A 21,514-nucleotide genomic window follows, 5' to 3' on the forward strand; every position below is an offset into this window, starting at 1 on the left:
GCGGCTCAGCAGCCGCAGCTGCCCGTCACGGGGCGCGCGATGCGCGCGCCGTCCTCGCGGACGACCGACAGGCGTCCGCGGAACTCGAAATACTCGCAGCCTTCATTCTCGTAACAGGTGCGGGTGACGAAGCCGGCGAACCAGGCGACATAAGGTCCGCCCGCGAAGCGGGCATTGACCGGCATTCCGCACGACGCGCCCCAGACGTTCAGTCCGCCAGTGACCATGGGCAGAATGCGGTCCGCGCCATCGAGCCGCAGGACCGCGGGTGCTCCGTCGTCCAGGTCCTGCATCAGCAGGGGCGGGATCAACGTCGACACCCAGGGCTGTTCGCCTTCCGTCAGTGAACAGCCGCATTCGGGGCTGTAGACCGGCTGCGGGTCGATCCGCAGAGGACCATCGGCAGCGAGGCTCGCGCCGCCCGGAAGCAATGCGAGCACCATCCCGACACCGAAGCCGCTAGAGCGCATCTCCATCGAGTTCGCCGGTACGGATCCGCACCGCGCGGCCGAGGTCGTAGACGAAGATCTTGCCGTCGCCGATCTTGCCCATGCCGGCCGATTTGAGGATCGCCTCGACGACGGTCTCCACCAGGTCGTCGGTGACCGCGATCTCGAGCTTCACCTTCGGCAGGAAATCGACGACGTACTCGGCGCCGCGGTAGAGCTCGGTATGGCCCTTCTGGCGGCCGAAGCCCTTGACCTCGGTCACGGTGATGCCGGTGACGCCGACATCGGCGAGCGCCTCGCGCACGTCGTCGAGCTTGAAGGGCTTGATGATCGCCATGACCATCTTCATGGGCGGTCTCCGCTGGATATGCAGCTAGGATACGCCACCCTCACGCGCGTCCCCACACGATTCCCTCCGTTACCCGTCGCGCGTCATGAGACCGGCATCCGCATGCTGTGGTGTGCCGCGCCATCTCCGGGCGGATGCGTTATCTGGACAATCCCTACCTCCGGCCGCGGCCGCGCCCGACTGCCCACGTCCTGCACGCGGGCGAGGCTGGCCGCCTATCGACAAGGAACCACCGTGATCGATCTCAACAACATCGACGAACTCGCCCGTCGGCTCAGCGGTCTGGTGCCTCCGGGACTGCGCGAAAGCCGAGAGGAACTGCAGGAGAACTTCAAGGCCGTGCTGCAGTCCGGCCTGTCGAAGCTCGATCTGGTGACCCGCGAGGAATTCGACGTGCAGCGCGCGGTGCTGCTGCGCACGCGCGAGAAGCTGGAGGCGCTCGAAGCGCTGGTGCAGCAGCTCGAGCGCCCCGCGGGCACGCCCGCCGACGCCATCGGCGTCGACGCCACGCACTGACGCCGCCATGGGACTTGCGCTCGTGCACGGACGTGCGCGCGCAGGCATACGGGCGCCCGAGGTCAAGGTCGAGGTGCACCTGGCCGGCGGGCTTCCGTCGATGTCGATCGTCGGCCTCCCGGAGGCCGCGGTGCGCGAAGCGAAGGACCGCGTGCGCGCCGCCATCCAGTGCGCGCAGTACGAATTTCCGGCGCGCCGCATCACCGTCAATCTCGCACCCGCCGATCTGCCGAAAGGGGGCGGCCGCTTCGACCTGCCGATCGCGCTCGGCATCCTCGCTGCCAGCGGCCAGATTCCTGCCGATGCGTTGCGCGACTGGGAGTTCATCGGCGAACTCGGCCTGACCGGCGAACTGCGCGCCACCGACGGCGTGCTACCGGCCGCACTGGCCGTGGCCGCGACCGGCCGCCGCCTGCTTGTGCCAGCGGCCAACGGGGCGGAGGCCGCGCTCGCTTCCCGCGTGGAGGTGCGCACCGCGCGCACCCTGCTCGAAGTCTGCGCGATGCTCGGTGGGCAGAAGTCCCTGCCCGTTGCCTCGGCGCCCGAACAGCGTGTGACCGCAGGCCCCGACATGCGCGAGGTCCGCGGCCAGGCACAGGCCCGGCGCGCGCTCGAGATCGCCGCGGCCGGCGGCCATCACCTGCTGCTGGTCGGGCCACCCGGCTGCGGCAAGACCCTGCTCGCGTCCCGCCTGCCCGGCCTGCTGCCTGACGCGAGCGAAGCCGAGGCGCTGGAGTCCGCCGCCGTCCAGTCAGTCAGCGGCCGCGGCCTGGATCCGAGCTGCTGGCGCACGCGGCCGTTCCGCAGCCCACACCACACGGCAAGCGCGATCGCACTGGTCGGCGGCGGCAGCGAGCCGCGCCCCGGCGAGATCTCGCTGGCGCACAACGGCGTGCTGTTCCTGGACGAACTGCCGGAGTGGGACCGGCGCGCACTCGAAGTCCTGCGCGAGCCGCTGGAATCTGGCGTGGTCACGATCTCGCGCGCAGCGCGCCAGAGCGAGTTTCCGGCGCGCTTCCAGCTGGTCGCGGCGATGAATCCCTGCCCCTGTACTCGTAACTTAAAACTGTGGACACCTACGGGTAACATCGGGCGTGGACAAGAGCAGCTTCAGGGGCCTTGTTCACGCTAAGCATCCACTTGGAGGCAAACATGGCGGTGATTGAACAGGTTCCGTACCTCTATCCAACCTACGGGGCCTTGAACCGCCGCGCGTCGCCTGTTGAAGAGGAGACCTCGGCCCGATCGCCTCTGCCGATGATCTTTTGGGACCACGGCGCACCTTGGCGAGAAGCAAACGTATGGGCTCTGCACCAAGCAAACGGTGGCGCTTCTCCAAAGACTATTTTATCGAACATAGGATGCCTGCTCGCGTACGCAAACTGGTTGGAGGCAACTAACACCACATGGGACTTCTTCCCCGTCCGCGAGGCAGACCGGTGCTTAGTTCGGTTCCGCGGTTTCCTGATTTCCTCTATTCGTGAGCAGGCGATTGCGACCTCGACGGCATCGTTGCGGATGGGAACCGTAGTTCGTTTTTACAGATGGGCAAAGTCGAGCTTCCTTCTACATGCGCGAGGTCCCATGTGGAATGAAAGACCTGTGAGCATCCGCTTCGCAACTGATTTCGGCTTAGAACGAACAATAAACGTCAGGAGCACTAATCTCTCAATCCCAAATCGGGCTCGTGAAGGCATTCGGCTAGAGGGTGGAGTGACACCAGTCAGTGCCAATAGCGCAGCGTCAATCATGAATTTTGCCGCGCTAAACTGCAGCGCCGAGCTATCAATGATGATTCGCATTGGCTTCCGAACGGGAATGCGTATTGGGACGATATCCGACTTGAAAGTCGACACGATCGCAAGATCTTTGCCAGACCCTCAGATACCCGGATGGCATCGAATAAACGTTGGTCCTGGGGCGCATCCACCAGTAAGCACAAAGTTTGGCGTGACCGGAGAAATACTGATATCAGATGCAGAAATAAAGCTTCTACTCAATTACATCGGCAGCACTCAGCGCCTTATGCGTGTGGCAAAGGCACCAGGAATTCACAGGGACTTGGTATTCCTCACCAGAAACGGAACTCCCTACTTCTCTTCTGGAGCGCGACAGGGAAGAGCATTAAGCATGGGTATCTTCAGACTTAGAAAATTAGGAGCGGAGACCAAGAACAGCTCCGTTGCAAATTTCCACTTCCACCAGACAAGAGCAACGTTCGCTACGGAACTTGTCAAGATTCTACTTAGAGTCACAAATGCCGAGACCGCCTTAGGATTCGTGAAGGATGCCCTACTGCACAAGAACGAATCCACCACGCTCAAGTACATTCAGTTCGTAGAGCGAACCGAAGCTGTGGCAGCATGCGCTGATGCATTCACCCAAGATTTCTTGCAAATTCCCTTAAGCGCTCACCAAGCGAATGATAGTTAGGCTGCCGTTCCCTCATCTCGCTCATAGCGCCTATCAAGCTCAACTTGATTTAGCCTTTTTCGCTTACGTAGGCAGCTCTAAATGTAGCTTCATAGAGCTTCCACGCCTAATCGAGCGAGGGAGTTTTGGCAATCCCCACCTAGGCCGACTCGAACTCAGCAAATCACTTCACGACGTCCTTAGCGCTGATATCGCCGCTGGGCACGCGCGGCCTACAATTAGGAACGCGATTACTTCCCTTCGCCAATTCTCCGGCTTCTGCGACGATGCTGGACTAGATCTAAACAGAGACAACCTTCTCATCTGCTTCAAGGAATGGACTGAAAGTCTCATCCTCAGAGCGCGTGTCGAGCGATCCATAACAATAAAAACTGCTTATGACACTGCCCGAAATGTGGATCGTGTTGCGTGCCGCGCGGTTGGACGCTCGAGCTTACTTAAATACACCAGACTCAAGAAAGAACGGCGGAGCGTTCTTGATAAATTTTCCGCAAGGCACGACAAGGAAAACATCCATAAAACTTTTGATTTCGGAGCAACACTTAGAGACATTTGCACCGCGTTGACGGTGGATGCGGTTAAAGGCCGATTACCACTTGAGATCAAGCTACGTAGTGGCAAGTCTTTTTTGGAATGGTCGGGCCTACCGAATCCTCTGCGCTCAAATGGTGGACAGACGGAACATGCCATAAAAATCGCGTCCGGGCGCCTTGAGAAAGCTAACCTGTGTACAGACATGTCGGTTCGAAGGCCGATCATCAACCTTAGGATTGAAGCTGAGCTTCTAGTATTCATTGCTCAAACTGGAATGAACCTTGCTCAGGCATTTAAGCTAAAGCGCGCAGCGTATAGATTCAAAACAAACGGCGACGATCTGATCGCACTACGAGCTCATAAGCCGAGACGCGGGGGAGACGTGGTCTTCACCGTGTACAAGGAATATAGAGCGGTGCTGCACGAGTACTTGAGCTGGCTGGATGAATTTGTCCCGAAGGACTCTGATGATCGATTGTTCCCCTTCATATACACATCAAGAATCCCTCTCGCTGGTACTCCTCCAGAGTTTTCGGCCCTTAGAAATAGATTTAGATCCATTAATCAGCCGTTCTATGGCCCCCAGACACTAAGATCCACCCGCATCAACTGGCTTCTAAGACGGACTGGGAACGCTGCACTGACGGCAGACCAAGCGCAGCATTCCAAAGAAACTCTACTAACAACGTATGAGCGTCCAAGCCTACAACGCGCAATCGGCGAGATAGCGAGCTTTCATAAGACCACCAATGACGCCAGCCCCGCTGTAGGTCCTGGGCTGTGCGTCAGCAAATTCGGACTAACTCAAGCAGAGCAGAGTGCGCAAAACGATGCGGCCGTCCCCCCCGACTGTGTGAGTCCATCAGGATGCCTTTTCTGCTCGTTCAATCGTGATATTGAATCTCTCGATCATATTTGGTCGCTAGCCAGCCTACGTTTCCTGAAGATTCGTGAGCTAGATTTGGACCGCCGTGCAGGCTCCTTCCCAACACAATTGCCAGCAAGCTCTGTAATAGAAAGAATTAGTCTAAAGATCGACTACATCAAGTCGCAATCTGATGCCGCGACGGAGTGGACCGCGGAAGTCGAGTCCAGAATACGTGAAGAGAACTTCCACCCGGCATGGGACGGCTTCATCCGCTGCTTAGAGGTAAGCTAGATGAGCGCAACTGAACTCAGTGGACTGGCCATCGACTTCGGAGTTACAAGTCTCAGAGCTCAAAACTTTGTGCCGCCTACATGGCCGCCGCCGGACGACTTTCCCGTGTGCATCGATGCATCTGGGAGAGTCCTTTCACGATATGCAGATTCCGTGTGGGACATTTCGCCTTGGACAGGGGTCGCGCGTCGTCTGAATTTTGGCGATGGCGCTGATATTAGACGTACAGTACCCATCAGCAAGTCAAATGCCTCAGTGCTCCGAAAGGTTGTAGCGTGGTGGCTATGGGGTCCCGACCCTGTCCGAGCGGGCCGGACATTGCTAATGAGATTCGAACGTCTTAGGCCTCTTTTCGCAATATGCTCCGAGAACGGAATCGATATAGTGCTACTTGGCCGGTTTCCTGAAGTTATAGAGAAGGCCGCGTGTAGCATTAGTCGCCTGTGTTGGAAGGATATTCTCAAACTTCTCCACGACCTGTGGGATTCGAGATCTGAGATCGGCTTCCAGATACTGAGTCCACGTGATATGCGGAAGATCAGCGTATTAGGCGCCGGATTGCAGCCCAGTCAATCTGCATACATCCCGCCCCGCATCTGGCGCTACCGTAAGCTCCCCCGTCAAGCAGACACTTCAAAAGTAGAGCTTTCGGCGTGGTGTCTGCGGTACTCGAGCGGGGTCATTCCGCCGAGCGAGTCGTGGGATCGTTCTTCGTTGTAGTCGATCATCCACCAGTGGGTGGCTTCCCGGACGTCGTCGAGACGGACGAAGAGATTGAGGTCAAGCACTTCCTCGCGGAATGTGCGATTGAAGCGCTCGATGAAGGCATTCTGATTTGGCTTGCCGGGCTGGATGTACTGCAGCGCCACGCCGTTCGCCTTGAGCCAGTTGGTGAACGCATCGCCCAAGAACTCGGGACCGTTGTCCGAGCGCACGACCTGCGGCAAACCATGATCGCGTTTGATCTGCTCGAACACACGGACCAGCCGTTGCGAGTTGATCGACGTGTCCACTTCGATGTGCAGGGCTTCTCGGTTGAAGTCGTCCACGACGTTGAACGTGCGAAACCGTCTGCCGCAGGCGAGCGCGTCGCTCATGAAATCGACAGACCAGACCGTGTCTGGCAGCCTCGGCACATAGAGCGGCACCCGCTCGCGCTTGGGCAGGCGCCGTTTGGCGGCGCGGCGCAGGTTGAGTTTCATGGCCTTGTACACGCGATAGATTCGTTTGGGATTCCAGGCCGGCTGCTGCTTGCGAAGATGGTTGCTGCACTTCCAGAAGCCGCGGCTGGGGTGCGCCTCAACGAAGCGCGCGATTTCAGCGATCAGCTCGGCATCGCGCACCGTCCAATCCAGAGGCGGCGCGTACCACGCCCCTCGCGACAAACCGACGCATGCGCAGGACCGGCGCAGCGGCCGCGCGTGGACCTCGACGAGGAACCGCACGGCCTCGCGCTTGCGCGCCGGCCCTAGAGTTTTTTTGCGATCAGGTCCTTCATCGCTGCGTTGTCGAGCGCCAGCTCGGCATACATCCGTTTGAGCTTGGCGTTCTCGGACTCGAGCTCCTTGACCCGCCGAAGCTCGGAGGCCTCCAGGCCGCCGTACTTGCTCTTCCACTGGTAGTACGTCGCGGTGCTGATGCCGACCTGGCGACAGATGTCTTTGACCGGCACGCCTGCGTCGGCCTGCTTGAGCGTCGCGATGATCTGCGTCTCGGTGAACTTCGATGTGCGCATGGGACCTCCTGGCTGGGAAACGATGCCAGAAAGATCTACTTATGCGGTGTCTGTCAGACGGGGGAGCTTACGCTACCAGGTCGATCAGATGACGAACTGCATCTCGCAGTTCAACGAAAAATTCGACGATATCGAACGCCTTTTCTACTTCTGTCTTAGTTCATACCAGAAGAACTCGGTAGCATCCGGTATCACAGTTGGAGAACGGCTCTCTTCGACAAGAACACCGTTCTCATCTCACCATGGGCTGACCGGCGCCATGACTGGGTGCACTTTCAATGGTTCATTTCAGAATACACTGCGAGAGTTCGGCGTTCTTGAACTTATAGAAAGGTGGATCGGCCCGCCCCCAAGACGCAAGTCCATCCCTATTTCAAGTTTTTCGGCATATTTTAGCCTTATCACCTACGCTGGGCTCGCTTATCTTCTGAACTTCTCCCTAATGCGCTTATCAGAGTGCTGGAGCCTTCGATCAGATTGCTTAGAGAACGACAAAGATGAATTCGGTAACGATATTTTTCTTGTCAGAGGCGAAACAACAAAAACTGTTACGGATCGCGCAGCGAGATGGATAGTGCCGGAGTTTGCCAAGCAGGCCGTTCTGGCGATGTCGAGGGTCGCGCGCTTGCGGGTCGAAGCGGGCTCACTCAACCCACGATTCCCAATAACGGAGGCTGATCTTCGAAATCCACATCTTGCCGTACGCGCGTTTGAGCCCTGGGCTGCGCAGAAAGGACAAGCTGAGCGAACATCGGATATACGACACTGCCCCTCAACTTACCGGTCAATCTTAAGCCGCTACCCAAAGCTTATAGATCAATCCGTCCTATCCATTACTGAAGAAGACCTATCACTCGCACGGTTGATCACTCCAAGTATCGATCCGGAACTCTACAGCGTAGGGAAAAATTGGCCCCTATCCTGGCATCAACTTCGACGCACCGGGGCGGTAAACATGGCCTCCTCAGGTCTGGTCAGTGACAGCAGCTTGCAATTCCAGCTCAAGCACGCGTCGCGGGCTATGTCACGGTATTACACGAGGCGACATTACTTTCTCAAGCTCGGACTCAACGACGACGCTCAATCCGAGTTCCTTAAAGCTTTGTATGAATCCTTCGCTCGCGACTCAGTCAGTCTTTGCGGCGATCGCTTTGCTAGCCCTCTTGGCCCCAAGCATAAAGATGCCATTCTGGCAACCGTGTCATCGGCGGATCATAAGCGCCTCACGAAGCTTGCTAGTGAAGGTGCAATTCCCTATCGAGAGAACATACTCGGCGTCTGTACTAACCCCAATCCGTGCGACAAGGGGGGCGTAGAAAGTGTTGCCCCTTGCGCCGGCGGCCGAGCGGTTTGCACTCACCTGCTTGTAGATCGCGAGAAGTCGTTCGGTCTCAAAGGACTCCGTGAGATCCTGAGTTCTAGGTTAGCGGATTCAGAACCTGGATCTCCGCTCCATGATTCGCTAGTTCTTCAGATCAAGGCAATTGACGTGGCCTTGAGCTCCTAACTTAGGTGTACACATGGACAATGATTCTGAAGCCTTGGCTAGGTTCAAAGCCGCTTTCATCAGACTTAGAGAGTCGCGCCCGGAACGTATCGACAAGTCTGCGAAGATCACGCAGGCAAACATCGCCCGAGAGGCCGGATGCGATCCATCCGCGCTAAGGAAATCGCGTTTCCCTGACTTGATCCTTGAGATCCAGGAATTTGCAGGCGCCCTCACGCCTCCGAAGGATCGGGTATCGCCTGATACTGGAAGAAAAAAATCGCGTGATCTAAGAACGCGATTGGCTGCAGTGAGGCTCCAGCGCGATGAACTAGCTAGACGCCTCGTTGAGGCAGATGCGCGAATCCTTGAGTTAGGCTTTGAACTTCGGCAGCTGCGCGGCGAAGAAGAAGCAACAAGCAACGTCGTTGCTCTGCGACCCGATGCAAACCGTTCCGCGGATTAACCCGCAGAACTGCTTAAAAACAGCGATAGCTAGCCCCGCAGCCTTAAATTTCTTACCTCAATGATGCTCAATCCTTCTCATAGAGCGTACGGCCATCTGCGAAAGCTGGGCAGCTCGCTATCACGCATGCGAAGTTGGTGATACGGCTGGTGTTCGGCTTACCCGATGGCTGCTTCCAGCCAGAATCGGACGTAAGTTTGATGCCACCGACCTCGCCATTGCGCTGGTCGTTCTGCTGCGAGCATCTTGTCTGCGGTAACCCTCTGTAGACGCGTTGTCGCTACCATGCGCGCTCCTTGGGGAGGCGCCATGAGTCGAGCAGGCTTTTCATTCCATCATCCAGTCGCGTTCTGGATGGGCTGCGCCCTGATCACCGCAGGCGTGCTCTCGCACGGCCCCATGTTCATGATGGGCCAGCACACGCAGTGGCAGATGGTAGGCATGTCCATGACGACCGAGATGTGGATCGGCATGGCAATTATTCCGATCGGCTTGGCGCTGTCGGCCTACGGCATGTTGCCGCGCCTGCCGGTAGGTCTGCAGCCCGGGATGGGCGCACCGCTGAATTTCCACATCGCCGATGGCGTGCCGCTCAACCGCGCCCACTGGACACTGGTCACTGTGCTGGTGGTGACCCTCGCCATCGATGTCATGAAGCCAGCCACGCTCGGCTTCGTGATGCCCGGCATGCGCGCCGAATACGGCATGAACACGTCAGGCGCGAGCGTGCTGGCCCTGTTCGCGCTGACGGGCACGACAGTCGGCTCGGTGGTGTGGGGACGCGTGGCCGACCGCTTTGGTCGTCGCTCGGCCATCCTGCTCTCGGCGCTGATGTTCATCGGTACCGCCATCTGCGGCGCGATGCCGTCATTCGGCTGGAACCTCGCGATGTGTTTCCTCATGGGGGCATCCGCAGGTGGCTTGCTGCCAATCACCTTTACCCTGATGGCCGAAACCGTGCCCGCGCTGCATCGCGGCTGGCTGCTAGTCGCGCTCGGCGGCCTGGGAACCTCTGGGGGATACCTGCTCGCTGCGGGCGCTGCAGCGGTACTGGAACCAATGTTCAGCTGGCGCGTGTTGTGGCTACTAGGGCTGCCGACGGGCGCAGTGATCATCATCCTCAACCGGTTCATTCCCGAGTCGCCACGTTTTCTGTCAAGCATGGGCATGCAGGCGCAAGCACAGGCACTGCTTGCGCGTTTCGCCGGTTCGCAAAGGCGCCTCGAGCGCGACGACAGCCGGCATCCCGCGCCACCGGTGATCGATGAGGGCCATCCCGTCGCAGGGACCCGTGATCTCCTACGGGGCCGGCATGCGCCGATCTCCTGGAGCCTGCTGGTCGCCGGCACCGCTTGGGGACTGGTAAACTTCGGGTTTCTGTTGTGGCTGCCCACCAACCTCACCGAACTGGGCATCGACGCGACCGCGGCCAGCGCCCTGCTTGCACGGTCGGCGTTCTACGCGTTGCCTGGTATCGCGCTGGTGATCTGGCTGTACTATCGCTGGAGCAGCTTCAAGTCGCTGGTGCTCTTCCTGGGTTTGACGGCGGCAGCGCTGTTGGTATTCGCAGCGCTCGATGTCCTGGACATCCGCTCGGCAGCGTTGACCACAACCGCCATCGCCGCCCTGCTGATCAGCGTGAGCGGCGTGATTGCGATGCTGATTCCCTACGCCGCCGAGATCTATCCACTGCGCCTGCGCGGCACGGGATCGGGCGTCATTGCTGCGAGCTCCAAGTTCGGGGGCATCCTCGGCGCGGGCCTGGGCGTCATCGGGTTCTTCGACTATTTCGCGCTGTCTGCGGTGTTGCTGGCGCTGCCCATGGCGATATCTGCCGTCATGCTCGGTCGTAGCGGCGTGGAGACGCGTGGACAGGGGCTCGAAGAAATCCAGCAGCGATTCTCCTGACACGCGTAAGCGATGAGACGAGCGCTGCTTCGATGCGGGAATGCTGCTCTGTCCGCTCTTGGCCGGAAGCGGACGTCCGATTGATTCGAGCATCAAGCGCTGCACTCCCGTGCGCACGGACAACTACAATCCGTGCCCGACACGAAACCGAGGGAGAGCGATGCGCAAGCAGTATCACTTTCGCGAGAGCGAGCGCGGCCTGCTCGCGTGGGACGTCCATCGGTTGATTGAGCTCACGAAAAACGTGGCGCCCTCCGAGGTAGAACTGTCCGCAATTCGTGAGATCGACGAACCCTACTGGTATGACGCTGACGATTCTCCACCGACGTGTCGAGACCTGATGGAGCATATGCGGCTGGTCGAGGCGACAGACCTTACCTATCCGATCATCCTTTCACCGGATGGCCGCGTCATGGATGGGATGCATCGTGTGGTCAAAGCCTTGCTGCAGGAGCGGACCACAGTCATGGCAATCCGTCTTTCAGTCATGCCGGCACCTGACTACATAGATTGCGAGCCGGACGATCTTCCTTACTGATGGTCCAGTCGACAGCTGATCCCGAAGACATGCTTCATTGATCAAGCGGTTTTGACGGACGACGAGTGGTGTCCGCTTTCGGCCAGAAGCGGACGTACTGCCGTCGCCGCCTGGTGCGAGTACTTCTATCGATCCATCAGGCAATCGTCCCCGATGCCTTCGCCAGTCTTTTCGCTGATAGATTGCCCTTACGCTCGCTGTATCGATCAGTGAGATAGCTGGTCTGGTCCCGCACGAGCAAAGTGAACTTCACCAACTCCTCCATGACGTCGACCACGCGGTCGTAGTACGCCGATGGTTTCATGTGTCCAGCCTCGTCGAATTCCTGCCACGCCTTCGGCACCGACGACTGGTTGGGGATCGTCACCATCCGCATCCAGCGACCGAGCAGGCGCAGCGCATTGACGACGTTGAACGACTGCGAACCGCCGCAGACCTGCATCACCGCCAGCGTGCGGCCCTGGGTCGGACACATGCCGCCTCCCTCGAGCGGCAGCCAGTCGATCTGGTTCTTGAACACCGCGGTGGGTGCGCCGTGCCGCTCCGGGCTCACCCAGACCTGGCCTTCCGACCACATCGAAAGCGCGCGGAGCTCTTGAACCTTCGGATGCGTTGCCGGCACCGAATCCACCATTGGCAGGTCGTGTGGATCGAACAGCCGCGTCTCCACACCAAACGCCTTGAGCAGACGCTGCGCTTCCAGCGCCAGCTTGCGGCTGTAGGACTCAGGTCGTAGCGAACCGTAGAGGATCAGGATGCGCGGCGGGTGGCCGTCGGCAGACGCGCCGAGTGCGGCCGGGTCGACAGGCTTGAACGCTGCGTGGTCGAGATTGGGCAGATCGGGCGCCATTGGGCGACTTGTGAGCGTCATGATTGTTCGACTATTCTAGAAACATGGAACATATAACCGCAACCCAGGCACTCGCCGCGCTCGGCCAGGACACGCGCCTGTCGGTCTTCCGGCTGCTGGTGCGGGCCGGCCGTGGCGGCAAGCTGGCCGGCGATATCGCCGAGGCGCTGTCGTTGCCCGGGGCCACTCTGTCCTTCCACCTCAAAGCGTTGGCGGCAGCCGGACTGGTCAGCGGCGAACAGAGCGGGCGGACGATCTGCTACCGCGCCGATTTCGACGCGATGGACGCGCTGGTCGGCTACCTCACCGAGAACTGTTGCGCGGACGACGGCACGCAGTGCGCGACGTCCGCCGCATGTGCCCCGTGACCCGGGCCTCCCGATCCTTCCTCCGTCCAGACGAGCACACCGATGACCCGACGCGTCCTGTTCCTGTGTACCGGCAACTCCGCACGCAGCGTGCTGGCCGAAGCCACCCTCCGCGCCTGGGGCGTGGGCCGATACGAGGCCTACAGCGCCGGCAGCCAGCCGGCCGGCCAGGTGAATCCGTTCGCCATCGCGCAGCTCGAGCGCGAGGGCTTTCCCACCGACAACCTGCGCAGCAAGTCCTGGGACGAGTTCTCGGCGCAGACCGCCGCGCCGATGGACCTGATCGTCACCGTCTGCGACAGCGCCGCCAACGAAAGCTGCCCGGTCGTCCACGGTGATTTCGTGCGCGTGCACTGGGGCCTGTTCGATCCCGCCGCGGTGACCGGCAGCGACGCCGACAAGCGCGCCGCATTCGCCGAAGCGCACGCGATCATCCAGAAGCGCATGCGCGCGTTTCTCGACATCCGCGATGCCGTCTGGGCCGACAAGGCCGCGGTCAAGGCGCTGCTCGAACCGATTGCCGACGTCGGATGAGCGCGTCCGCGCCTGCACCCGCACCTGGCCGCCTGTCGTTCCTCGATCGCTGGCTCACGCTGTGGATCTTCGCGGCGATGGCACTGGGCATCGCGCTCGGCACACTGTTCGACGGCCTGCCGGATGCGCTGAACGCGCTGAGCTGGGGCAGTACCAATATTCCGATCGCGATCGGCCTGATCCTGATGATGTATCCGCCGCTGGCCAAGGTGCGCTACGCGGAACTGCCGAACGTGTTCCGCGACAAGCGCGTACTGGCGCTGTCGCTGGTGCAGAACTGGCTGATCGGGCCGTTCCTGATGTTTGGGCTGGCGGTGCTGTTCCTGCGCGACTATCCGGAGTACATGACCGGTTTGATCCTGATCGGTCTGGCGCGTTGCATCGCAATGGTGCTGGTATGGAACCAGCTCGCGCGCGGCGACAATCAGTACGTCGCCGGCCTGGTCGCGTTCAACTCGGTGTTCCAGATCCTGTTCTTCAGTGCATATGCCTGGTTCTTCCTGAGCTGGCTGCCGCCGGTGTTCGGGCTGGAAGGCAGCGTCATCGACGTCAGCATCTGGACCATTGCGCAGGCGGTTCTGGTGTATCTGGGCATCCCGTTCCTCGCCGGCTATCTGACACGTCGCTGGCTGGCGAAGGCGAAGGGTGAGACCTGGTACGAAACGCGGTTCCTGCCGAAGATCAGCCCGATCACATTGGCTGCCCTGCTCTTCACGATCGTCGCGATGTTCAGCCTCAAGGGCGCCGACGTGGTGCGGATTCCGATGAACGTGGTGCGCATTGCGATTCCGTTGACGCTGTATTTCCTGATCCAGTTCGTCATCAGCTTCTGGATGGGCAAGCTGATCGCGAAGGACTATCCGCGCACGACGGCCATCGCGTTCACCGCGGCCGGCAACAACTTCGAACTGGCAATCGCGGTTGCGATCGCCGCGTTCGGTCTCGCCTCACCTGTCGCGTTCGCAGCGGTCATTGGACCGCTGGTGGAAGTGCCCGTTCTGATCCTCCTTGTCCATGTAGCGCTTCGTCTGAGAGTGCAATTCCCAAGAGATCGAGCCGGATTCCAGTGATGACGCATATCGCGCGTCCGCTTTCGGGCAAAAGCCGCCTTAGCGATTCGTTAAGAAGCGCGGCCCTAATCGTGGCCTCGATAACTTTAGCCAGTTGCAGTGTGCGCCAATGGCCTAGCCATTCGAAATACTTCAGGTGTCCCACAATTCAAGTTTCGGCGACGGCTCGATCTTTGGTGCCAAGCTGAAGGGAGAAGGTGCGAGCGGTTGCTAGAGAGCTAATCGATAACGTCTGTCTACAGCATGGCCTGGTTGCACCGGAGACTGCTTCATGCAGCATCAGCAAGGCGGCGTTTCTGCATATCCTGAACAGAAGCAAAGTACGAGCTCGATTTGGGCTAATTGCCGCCGGGATGTGATTGTGTACAAGCTTGGGCACACCCAGAATCCTGTCATGCATCGGTTTCTTACCCGATTTGGACGGTCAATGGCTGCACTGCTGATTGCAGTGATGGTCATCGCGCCGCTGTCCGATGCACTTGCGTGTGCAGTTGAATCCAATGCGCCTCACTCTGTCGAAGCTGTTGTGCCTGATGCGATGTCAGCTGACGCCTGTGAAGAGGCTGGCGGGGGCGATAGAGTGCATGCCGCTTGCGCGCACAATCACTGTCATCATTCCTCTGCGAATGTTACCGGCGCTCTATCCGCCGTGCCGGATGCATTTATGTGCAGCCAGGCGCTGCGATTCGAGGACGGCCGTCGCTTTCGTGATTTTTCCGACAGTCTGCTGAGGCCACCCAAGGTCTGACGTGTTTCGCTTATCGAGCGTAGGAAATTCACGTCTTTAATCGATCTTGGAGTGACACATGTTCATGTTGCTTGCCCGACCGCTATTCGCGGTCGGACTGGCCGTGGCAGCAGTGTTCTGCGTCTCGCCCGCTTGGGCGTCGCAGAACGACACGGCCGCGCCATCTTATGAAGCCCTCGTTTCGCGCCTGGCCGTTATGCCAGCAGTGCTCGAGGCATCTGCTCTTGTTGATGCTGCTGAGGCACGTGCCTCACAGGCCCGAGCTCTGCCAAATCCATCTATCGGCATGGAAGCAGAGAATATCTACGGCAGTGGACCGTATCGAGGTACAGGAAGTGCCGAGACGACAATCTCGTTCACTCAGCCACTGGAGCTGTTTGGGCAGCGCAGAGCTCGCATCGATGCAGCTCGTTCTGAAGCGGACGCTGTTGGACTACAAAGTATCCAACGGCGATGGCTGGCTGCGGGTCGACTTGCTCAAGTATACGCGGACGCGGAAGCAGCGCAGCGACGCTTTGTACTTGCGGAAGAAGTGCTTGCCCTGACTGAGGAGGACACTCGCGCCGTTGCGTCGCTGGTCGCCGAGGGCCGTGAGGCGACGCTTCGCGGTGTACAGGCACAGAGTGAAGCGGACGCAGCGCGGGCGTCAGTCGACGAGGCGCGCGCCATACGTGATGCCGCGTTCGCGCGCTTGTCTGCTATCGCGATGATCGATTCTGTCGAGAGAATCGACGACAGTTTGCTCGATCGCGAGCTAGGACCGCACGCCCAGCACATCGAAACATCACTATCCGAACGCATCGCACAGGCCGAGCTCAATGCGGCCGGCCGCCAGATCGTTGTGGAGCAGCGACGCGCTCGGCCGGACATCAGTGCCTCGTTAGGACAACGCCGCATGCGCGACACGGGTGAGGACACACTGACTGTCGGTCTGAGTCTCTCGATTCCGTTGTTCGATCGCAATCGCGGCGGCATACGAGCCGCATACGCTGACCAGCGCGCAGCAGAGGCGCGACTGGCGTCCCAGCAGGCCGAATCTCGCGCGGATCGCTTGGCGGCGAATGCCACCCTAATTGCTTCGGGAAGTCGCACGCGAGCCGCCGACAGCGGGGTTGTAGCTGCGGAAGAAGCTTACCGTCTCGCCAGGATTGGATTCGACGCTGGCCGCATCTCCCAACTGGAACTGCGCAGTACTCGCGCCGCGCTTGTCAGTGCGCGTTCGACCGCAGTAGATGCCCGCGTCGCACGTGTAATAGCTGAAATCGAACTTGCAGGCCTAGAAGGCCGCGCCCCGTTTGGAGAAACACGATGAACACGAACACTCGTCGAGTGACGCTCGCAGCCGCGATCCTTCTCGCGATCGCCGCGGGTTTCGGCTTGGCCCAAGTAACAGCCAGCTCCAGCGACTCTCAAGCGGCCGGAAACGCAAGCGTCGACGACTCACACGCATCGCATGGCGATCAGCCATCCCCCGATGCTCATAGCGATCAAGAGGGCCGAGAGGCTGGATCAGAGAGTCATGGATCGGAAGAAGAAGGCGCGGTTGCGCTTACGAAAGAGCAGATTGAGGCCTCAGGTATTACAGTGGTTCCGGTCGGCCGCGGCGGTGGCGGTGAGACACGCCTGAGCGGCCGCGTCGAATCCACGATTGGCGCGCGCGCCGCAGTCGCTGCAACAATTGGCGGCCGCGTAGAGCGAGTAGTGGTGTCGCCTGGCTCCACAGTGCGTGCGGGCGATACGCTCGCAATACTTGTCAGCGGTGAAGCCGCCTCCCTTCGCGCAGCTGCTGATGCTGCGCGTGCCGAGGCCGAAGCTGCTCGTCTGGTATTCAATCGTGACCAGTCGTTGGTTACCCAGGGGGTAGTCGCGCAGCAAGAGTTGGAGTCCTCGCGTGCACGCTCGTTGGCATTCAGCGCGCAAGCGCGAGCAGCTGTTGCGCAGGCGAATGCCGCAGGCGCGCCAGATGCGGCAGGGCGAATCACAATCACCAGTCCAGTATCAGGAGTGGTAGGTGCCGTGCAGGTAACACCAGGCGGCTTTGTTAATGCGGGCGAGATCATTGCCAATGTCGCTGATCCCTCTCAAACGGAGATCGTGTTCGTTGCGCCGCCGCTACTTGCCTCACAGGTCTCGCAAGGCACGCGAATCGAAGTCAGTGGTCCGGCTGGCACTTTCTCCGCTCTGGTGACAGGCGCAGCAGCAGACGTCGGTGAGCAAGGTGGGCTGGCCATCATTCGTGCGCGAGCCGAGTCAGGCAGCCTACCGCCGACGGGCTCACCGGTAGCAGGTTCGATTGTGGTCGAAGGCGAATCGCAGATGCTCACCGTCCCCGCCGATTCCGTGCAGACCGTTGACGGCAGCTCAGTTGTATTCGTGGCTGGTGATGATGGGTTTCATGCAACCCAGGTGCTTGCCGGTAGGCGCGCGGGTGGTCGCATTGAGATTCTTAAAGGACTGACCGGCGATGAGCGAGTCGCCGGTACGAACGCCTTCCTGCTGAAGGCCGAACTCGCCAAAGGCGAGGCCGAACACGGCCACTAAGGAACTCTCATGTTCAAACTTGTAATCGAAACAGCGGTTCGTTTCCGCTGGCCGGTCGTTTTTATTGCCGCGATCATTGCGACCTACGGCTTGTTCCAGCTGGGACGACTTCCGGTCGACGCTGTGCCGGACATCACCAATCGCCAAGTTCAGATCAATACCATCGCGCCTGCTTTGGAGCCAGGCCAGATTGAGCGCCAAGTCACCTATCCGCTGGAGACAGCGATGGCCGGTATCCCAGGCCTGATAAGCACCCGCTCGCTCTCTCGCAACGGGTTCTCTCAGGTAACTGCGATTTTCACCGACAAGACTGACATTTATTTCGCCCGCCAGCAGGTGGCCGAACGCATGCGTGAGGTGCAGGACGATCTGCCAGATGCGGTCACCCCGATGATGTCGCCGGTGACAACAGGCCTTGGCGAAGTCCTGATGTGGACAGTGGATTTTGTGCCTTTCGATCCAGCGCAGGCTTCAGAGGATGGGGCGCCAGGTTGGCAGGCGGATGAAAGCTATCTGACACCTGAGGGCGACTCGTTGCGCACGCCCGAGGAGCGCGCCACCTATCTTCGGACTGTGCAGGATTGGATGGTTGCCCCACAGATGCGATCAACCCCGGGGCTTGCGGGTGTCGATACGGTGGGCGGCTATGTCAAAGAGTATGCGGTCCGTCCGGATGCAGAACGTTTGGCCGCCTATGGCCTGAGCCTCGGCGATCTTGTACAGGCTCTCGAGCGCTCCAATGTTCAAGCGGGCGCTGGATTTGTGCAGCGTGCAGGCGAAGGCTTGATCGTCCGGGCAGATGCGTTGGCTCAAACAGTCGACGATCTGGCGCAGGCTCCTGTTACGAACCGGGCAGGACTGGTAGTTCGCGTAGCTGACGTCGCCCGAGTTGAGTTGGGCCAAGCGCCTCGCTTGGGCGCAGCTACCCGGGATGGGCATGAAGCGGTTCTAGGAACAGCGCTGATGATCGCTGGTGGCAACAGTCGAACCGTTGCACAGGCAGCTGCCGAAAGGTTAGGCGAGGTCAACCTCTCCCTGCCACCAGGCATCATCGCTCAGTCGGTGCTCGACCGCAGCGTGCTGGTCAATTCGACAATTCGAACGGTGGCCAAGAATCTGATCGAGGGCGCGCTTCTCGTCATCGTGGTGCTGTTCTTGTTGCTTGGCAACATACGCGCCGCGGCCATTACGGCGCTTGTAATTCCGCTCTCGTTCCTGTTCGCCGTGATCGGAATGAATCGGTTTGGCATCAGCGGCAATCTGATGAGCCTCGGTGCTCTCGACTTCGGCATCCTCGTTGACGGCGCGGTGATCGTGGTCGAAGCAACTCTGTTAATGCTCGGCCAGAAACAGGCGGAGCTGGGGCGCAGCTTGACGGCGCGCGAGCGCATTGGCGTTGCAATGCAAGCAGCTCGAAAGATGGCGAGGCCTGCCGCGTTCGGCCAGATCATCATTCTGTTGGTGTTCGCACCAATTCTGACGCTCGAAGGGGTCGAAGGAAAAACCTTCCAGCCAATGGCAGCGACTTTCATGCTGGCCTTGATCGGTGCGTTTATCTTCTCCTTCACTTTCGTGCCGGCAATGGCTGCGCTGTTTGTTCGCGAACCCAAAAGCATGCCTAGCGGAGGAGAAGCCCACGGAGGCGAGCACGAGACGAAGATCATACGGTTTGTACGAACTCGCGCTGAACCAGTCATTGGGGCTGCGGTCGGTCGGCCTAAACTCGTGTTCGCAGGTGCGTTGGTGATGCTTGTCGTTGGCGTGGCTGCGTTCTTGTCGCTCGGGCGCGAGTTCATGCCGCAACTCGATGAAGGGAACGTTGCGATGCAGGCGTTGCGTGTCCCGTCGACGTCGATCGAGCAGTCGGTCGCAATGCAGTTGGCGCTGGAGAAGCGCTTAACGCAAGAGCCGGAGGTGGCGACGATCTTCTCGCGCACTGGCACTGCGGAAGCGGCTATCGACCCAATGCCGCCGAACATTTCCGATAGCGTCATCATGCTCAAACCGCGTTCGGAATGGCCTGACCGCGCTCTTCCTAAAGAAGCGTTAGTTCAGAGGTTTGAATCAATTGCTGGTGAGCAGATTGGCAACGCATTCGAGTTTAGCCAGCCGATCGAGCTGCGATTCAACGAGCTGATTTCTGGCGTGCGCACCGATCTTGCTGTGATGGTGTTCGGCGATGATTTTGATGTGCTGCAAGGCGTTGCCGATCAGGTTGCACTGAAATTGCGGAACGTTGAGGGTGCGGCTGATGTGCGCGTAGAACAGGTGTCGGGGCTGCCGACACTCACCGTTAGAGTCGACCATGCTGCTGCGGCGCAGTACGGCCTCAGTGCAGCAGATGTCAGCGAAGCACTGTCGACCGCGGTAGGTGGTACAGCCGCAGGCCGGATCTTCGAAGGTGATCGCCGTTTCGATGTGGTGGTCCGCTATGACGAGGACGCTAGAAATGATCCAGCGCAACTGGCTGCACTTCCGATCGTCGCCCAAGACGGCACCGTAGTTCCTTTATCGTCGGTTGCTCGAATCGAGATCATTGAGGGGCCAAATCAGATCAGCCGCGACAACGGTAGTCGACGCATTGTGGTGCAGGCCAATGTGCGCGGCCGTGATCTGGGCGGATTCGTGCAGGAAGCACAGACGGCCGTTGCAGACGTTTCTGTTCCGCCAGGGGTGTATCTAAAGTGGGGTGGACAATTCGAGAACCTTCAGCGTGCTGAGGCACGGCTGGCGCTGGTTGTTCCTGTAGTTTTTCTGTTGATTGGAAGCCTGCTCTACATGGCCCTGGGTACGGTGCGCGAGTCGGCGCTGGTGTTCGCGTGCGTACCCCTTGCATTGGTAGGCGGAGCCCTTGCATTGCTGATGCGAGGAATGCCTTTCTCGGTGTCGGCGGCAGTCGGCTTCATCGCTGTTTCCGGTGTAGCTACCTTGAACGGCTTGGTGCTGATGCAGGCGATACGTGAGCGGCTTACGGAAGGCGACACGCCTTTGGAGGCTGCAACGCGTGGTGCAGGCAGCCGACTGCGCGCCGTACTCACGACGGCGCTTGTGGCCATCGTAGGCTTCGTGCCGATGGCGATCGCAAGTGGTGCTGGTGCCGAAGTCCAGAAGCCTCTTGCAACAGTGGTGATTGGCGGTCTGATCACAGCGACAGTACTGACGCTATTGGTGCTGCCGACGTTTGCCGCGCGGGCGACCAAACATCGATCGTTGGTAGAGGTTGCGTGACGACTGCTGTCGCACGGCAGAAGCGCGTTCTTCAGCAGGTTCTGCTGTGGAACGCGTTGCTCTTCGCAGGACTGGGCGTGGCGGGCTGGATTGGCGATTCCAGCGCTTTGCTTGCCAATGCGGTGGATAACGGCTCAGACGCCGTGGTCTACCTACTGAGCTACCTGGCTATAGATCGACGCCCGGAGTGGAAGCGAAAAGCAGCGGCGTTGTCGGGCGTAATGTTGTTGCTCTTTGCGATGGCGGTGATCGGAGACGTGATCCGCCGGTGGCTCTTCGGCGCGGAGCCACTCGGTCCACTGATGATGGCGCTAGCTCTGTGCGCTGCAGCCATCAATTATTGGTGCCTGGTGTTACTGCGTCGAATGCACTCCAACGATATCAACATGAAAGCTGCTGAAACATTCAGCCTCAACGACCTCGTGTCCAACGGCGGCATTCTCGTGGCCGGAGCTCTTGTTATGTGGCTCGGTGTCTCGTGGCCAGATCTCGTCGTAGGTGTGCTAATCGCCATCATTGCGATCAAAGGTGGCATGGAAATTCTTACGGGTGTCCGAAAAGACGCTTATGAAGCGCGTTGAACTCCGGAGCTTCTAGAGCCT

General features: G+C 59.6%; 19 protein-coding genes and 1 pseudogene. 16 read left to right on the top strand and 4 right to left on the bottom strand.

The genetic code is table 11. The annotated features are described in order from the left end of the window. Window positions 1-5 precede the first annotated feature (5 nt). The gene (locus tag ACF3M1_RS16650; protein WP_394002548.1) at window positions 6-443 is read right to left on the bottom strand and encodes a hypothetical protein; all 438 of its coding nucleotides are present in this window, start codon (window positions 441-443) and stop codon (window positions 6-8) included. Window positions 444-459: 16 nt separating this feature from the next. Beyond that, on the bottom strand, window positions 460-798 hold the full coding sequence (locus ACF3M1_RS16655) for a P-II family nitrogen regulator (protein WP_394002549.1): 339 nt from the start codon (window positions 796-798) through the stop codon (window positions 460-462). Between the two features lie 234 nt (window positions 799-1,032). On the opposite strand from ACF3M1_RS16655, the gene ACF3M1_RS16660 reads away from it, so the two are divergent. From ACF3M1_RS16660 to ACF3M1_RS16675, 4 genes and pseudogenes are all read left to right on the top strand, one after another. Further along, window positions 1,033-1,314 carry an accessory factor UbiK family protein gene (locus ACF3M1_RS16660; protein ID WP_394002551.1) on the top strand — a complete coding sequence of 94 codons (282 nt, stop codon included), beginning with the start codon at window positions 1,033-1,035 and terminating at the stop codon, window positions 1,312-1,314. A 7-nt stretch (window positions 1,315-1,321) separates the two neighbouring features. After that, window positions 1,322-2,365, top strand: a pseudogene (locus ACF3M1_RS16665) (YifB family Mg chelatase-like AAA ATPase); the annotation flags it as partial. 740 nt (window positions 2,366-3,105) lie between these two features. Next, window positions 3,106-3,747, top strand: coding sequence for a tyrosine-type recombinase/integrase (locus ACF3M1_RS16670; protein WP_394005311.1), 642 nt, complete (start codon window positions 3,106-3,108; stop codon window positions 3,745-3,747). Between the two features lie 394 nt (window positions 3,748-4,141). Next, on the top strand, window positions 4,142-5,440 hold the full coding sequence (locus tag ACF3M1_RS16675) for a hypothetical protein (protein WP_394002553.1): 1,299 nt from the start codon (window positions 4,142-4,144) through the stop codon (window positions 5,438-5,440). A 620-nt stretch (window positions 5,441-6,060) separates the two neighbouring features. Here ACF3M1_RS16675 and ACF3M1_RS16680 read toward each other — a convergent pair. After that, a protein-coding gene (locus tag ACF3M1_RS16680; protein ID WP_393999965.1) for an IS3 family transposase occupies window positions 6,061-7,175 on the bottom strand; the annotation gives its coding sequence in 2 pieces (ribosomal slippage) (window positions 6,061-6,923 and window positions 6,923-7,175; 1,116 coding nt in all). An 88-nt stretch (window positions 7,176-7,263) separates the two neighbouring features. On the opposite strand from ACF3M1_RS16680, the gene ACF3M1_RS16685 reads away from it, so the two are divergent. The 4 genes from ACF3M1_RS16685 to ACF3M1_RS16700 all read left to right on the top strand — a co-directional run bounded on the left by ACF3M1_RS16685 (window position 7,264) and on the right by ACF3M1_RS16700 (window position 11,573). Beyond that, window positions 7,264-8,682 (top strand): hypothetical protein, encoded by a 1,419-nt coding sequence (locus ACF3M1_RS16685; protein ID WP_394002555.1) that lies wholly within the window; start codon window positions 7,264-7,266, stop codon window positions 8,680-8,682. Between the two features lie 13 nt (window positions 8,683-8,695). Next, complete coding sequence (locus tag ACF3M1_RS16690; protein WP_394002557.1) at window positions 8,696-9,127, top strand: hypothetical protein; 432 nt, start codon at window positions 8,696-8,698, stop codon at window positions 9,125-9,127. Between the two features lie 309 nt (window positions 9,128-9,436). Further along, entirely contained in the window at window positions 9,437-11,035 is a 1,599-nt protein-coding gene (locus ACF3M1_RS16695; RefSeq protein ID WP_394002559.1) for an MFS transporter, read from the top strand. 160 nt (window positions 11,036-11,195) lie between these two features. After that, window positions 11,196-11,573: a hypothetical protein gene (locus ACF3M1_RS16700; protein WP_394002561.1), complete on the top strand. Its 378-nt coding sequence runs from the start codon at window positions 11,196-11,198 to the stop codon at window positions 11,571-11,573. A 136-nt stretch (window positions 11,574-11,709) separates the two neighbouring features. On the opposite strand, the gene arsH is transcribed toward ACF3M1_RS16700, so the two are convergent. Beyond that, the gene (gene arsH, locus ACF3M1_RS16705; protein ID WP_394002563.1) at window positions 11,710-12,444 is read right to left on the bottom strand and encodes an arsenical resistance protein ArsH; all 735 of its coding nucleotides are present in this window, start codon (window positions 12,442-12,444) and stop codon (window positions 11,710-11,712) included. 23 nt (window positions 12,445-12,467) lie between these two features. Here arsH and ACF3M1_RS16710 point away from each other — a divergent pair, with 23 nt between their 5' ends. From ACF3M1_RS16710 to ACF3M1_RS16745, 8 genes are all read left to right on the top strand, one after another. Next, the gene (locus ACF3M1_RS16710) at window positions 12,468-12,791 is read left to right on the top strand and encodes an ArsR/SmtB family transcription factor (protein ID WP_394002565.1); all 324 of its coding nucleotides are present in this window, start codon (window positions 12,468-12,470) and stop codon (window positions 12,789-12,791) included. A gap of 42 nt (window positions 12,792-12,833) precedes the next feature. Then, complete coding sequence (locus ACF3M1_RS16715; RefSeq protein ID WP_394002567.1) at window positions 12,834-13,325, top strand: arsenate reductase ArsC; 492 nt, start codon at window positions 12,834-12,836, stop codon at window positions 13,323-13,325. Next, a complete protein-coding gene (gene arsB / locus ACF3M1_RS16720; RefSeq protein ID WP_394002570.1) occupies window positions 13,322-14,395 on the top strand; it encodes an ACR3 family arsenite efflux transporter in 1,074 nt (357 codons plus the stop codon). Before ACF3M1_RS16715 ends, arsB begins: the two co-directional genes overlap by 4 nt. 271 nt (window positions 14,396-14,666) lie before the next feature. Further along, window positions 14,667-15,143 (top strand): hypothetical protein, encoded by a 477-nt coding sequence (locus ACF3M1_RS16725; RefSeq protein WP_394002572.1) that lies wholly within the window; start codon window positions 14,667-14,669, stop codon window positions 15,141-15,143. A gap of 58 nt (window positions 15,144-15,201) precedes the next feature. Beyond that, window positions 15,202-16,455, top strand: coding sequence for a TolC family protein (locus ACF3M1_RS16730; RefSeq protein WP_394002574.1), 1,254 nt, complete (start codon window positions 15,202-15,204; stop codon window positions 16,453-16,455). Further along, on the top strand, window positions 16,452-17,684 hold the full coding sequence (locus ACF3M1_RS16735; protein ID WP_394002576.1) for an efflux RND transporter periplasmic adaptor subunit: 1,233 nt from the start codon (window positions 16,452-16,454) through the stop codon (window positions 17,682-17,684). The genes ACF3M1_RS16730 and ACF3M1_RS16735 overlap by 4 nt, the downstream gene beginning before the upstream one ends. 9 nt (window positions 17,685-17,693) lie before the next feature. Further along, a complete protein-coding gene (locus ACF3M1_RS16740) occupies window positions 17,694-20,912 on the top strand; it encodes an efflux RND transporter permease subunit (RefSeq protein WP_394002578.1) in 3,219 nt (1,072 codons plus the stop codon). Continuing rightward, window positions 20,909-21,493, top strand: a complete 585-nt coding sequence (locus ACF3M1_RS16745) for a cation transporter (RefSeq protein WP_394002580.1) — start codon at window positions 20,909-20,911, stop codon at window positions 21,491-21,493. The genes ACF3M1_RS16740 and ACF3M1_RS16745 overlap by 4 nt, the downstream gene beginning before the upstream one ends. The last annotated feature ends 21 nt before the right edge of the window (window positions 21,494-21,514 follow it).

Origin of the sequence: Luteimonas sp. WGS1318 (assembly GCF_043187535.1) — a bacterium.
Lineage (GTDB): Bacteria > Pseudomonadota > Gammaproteobacteria > Xanthomonadales > Xanthomonadaceae > Luteimonas.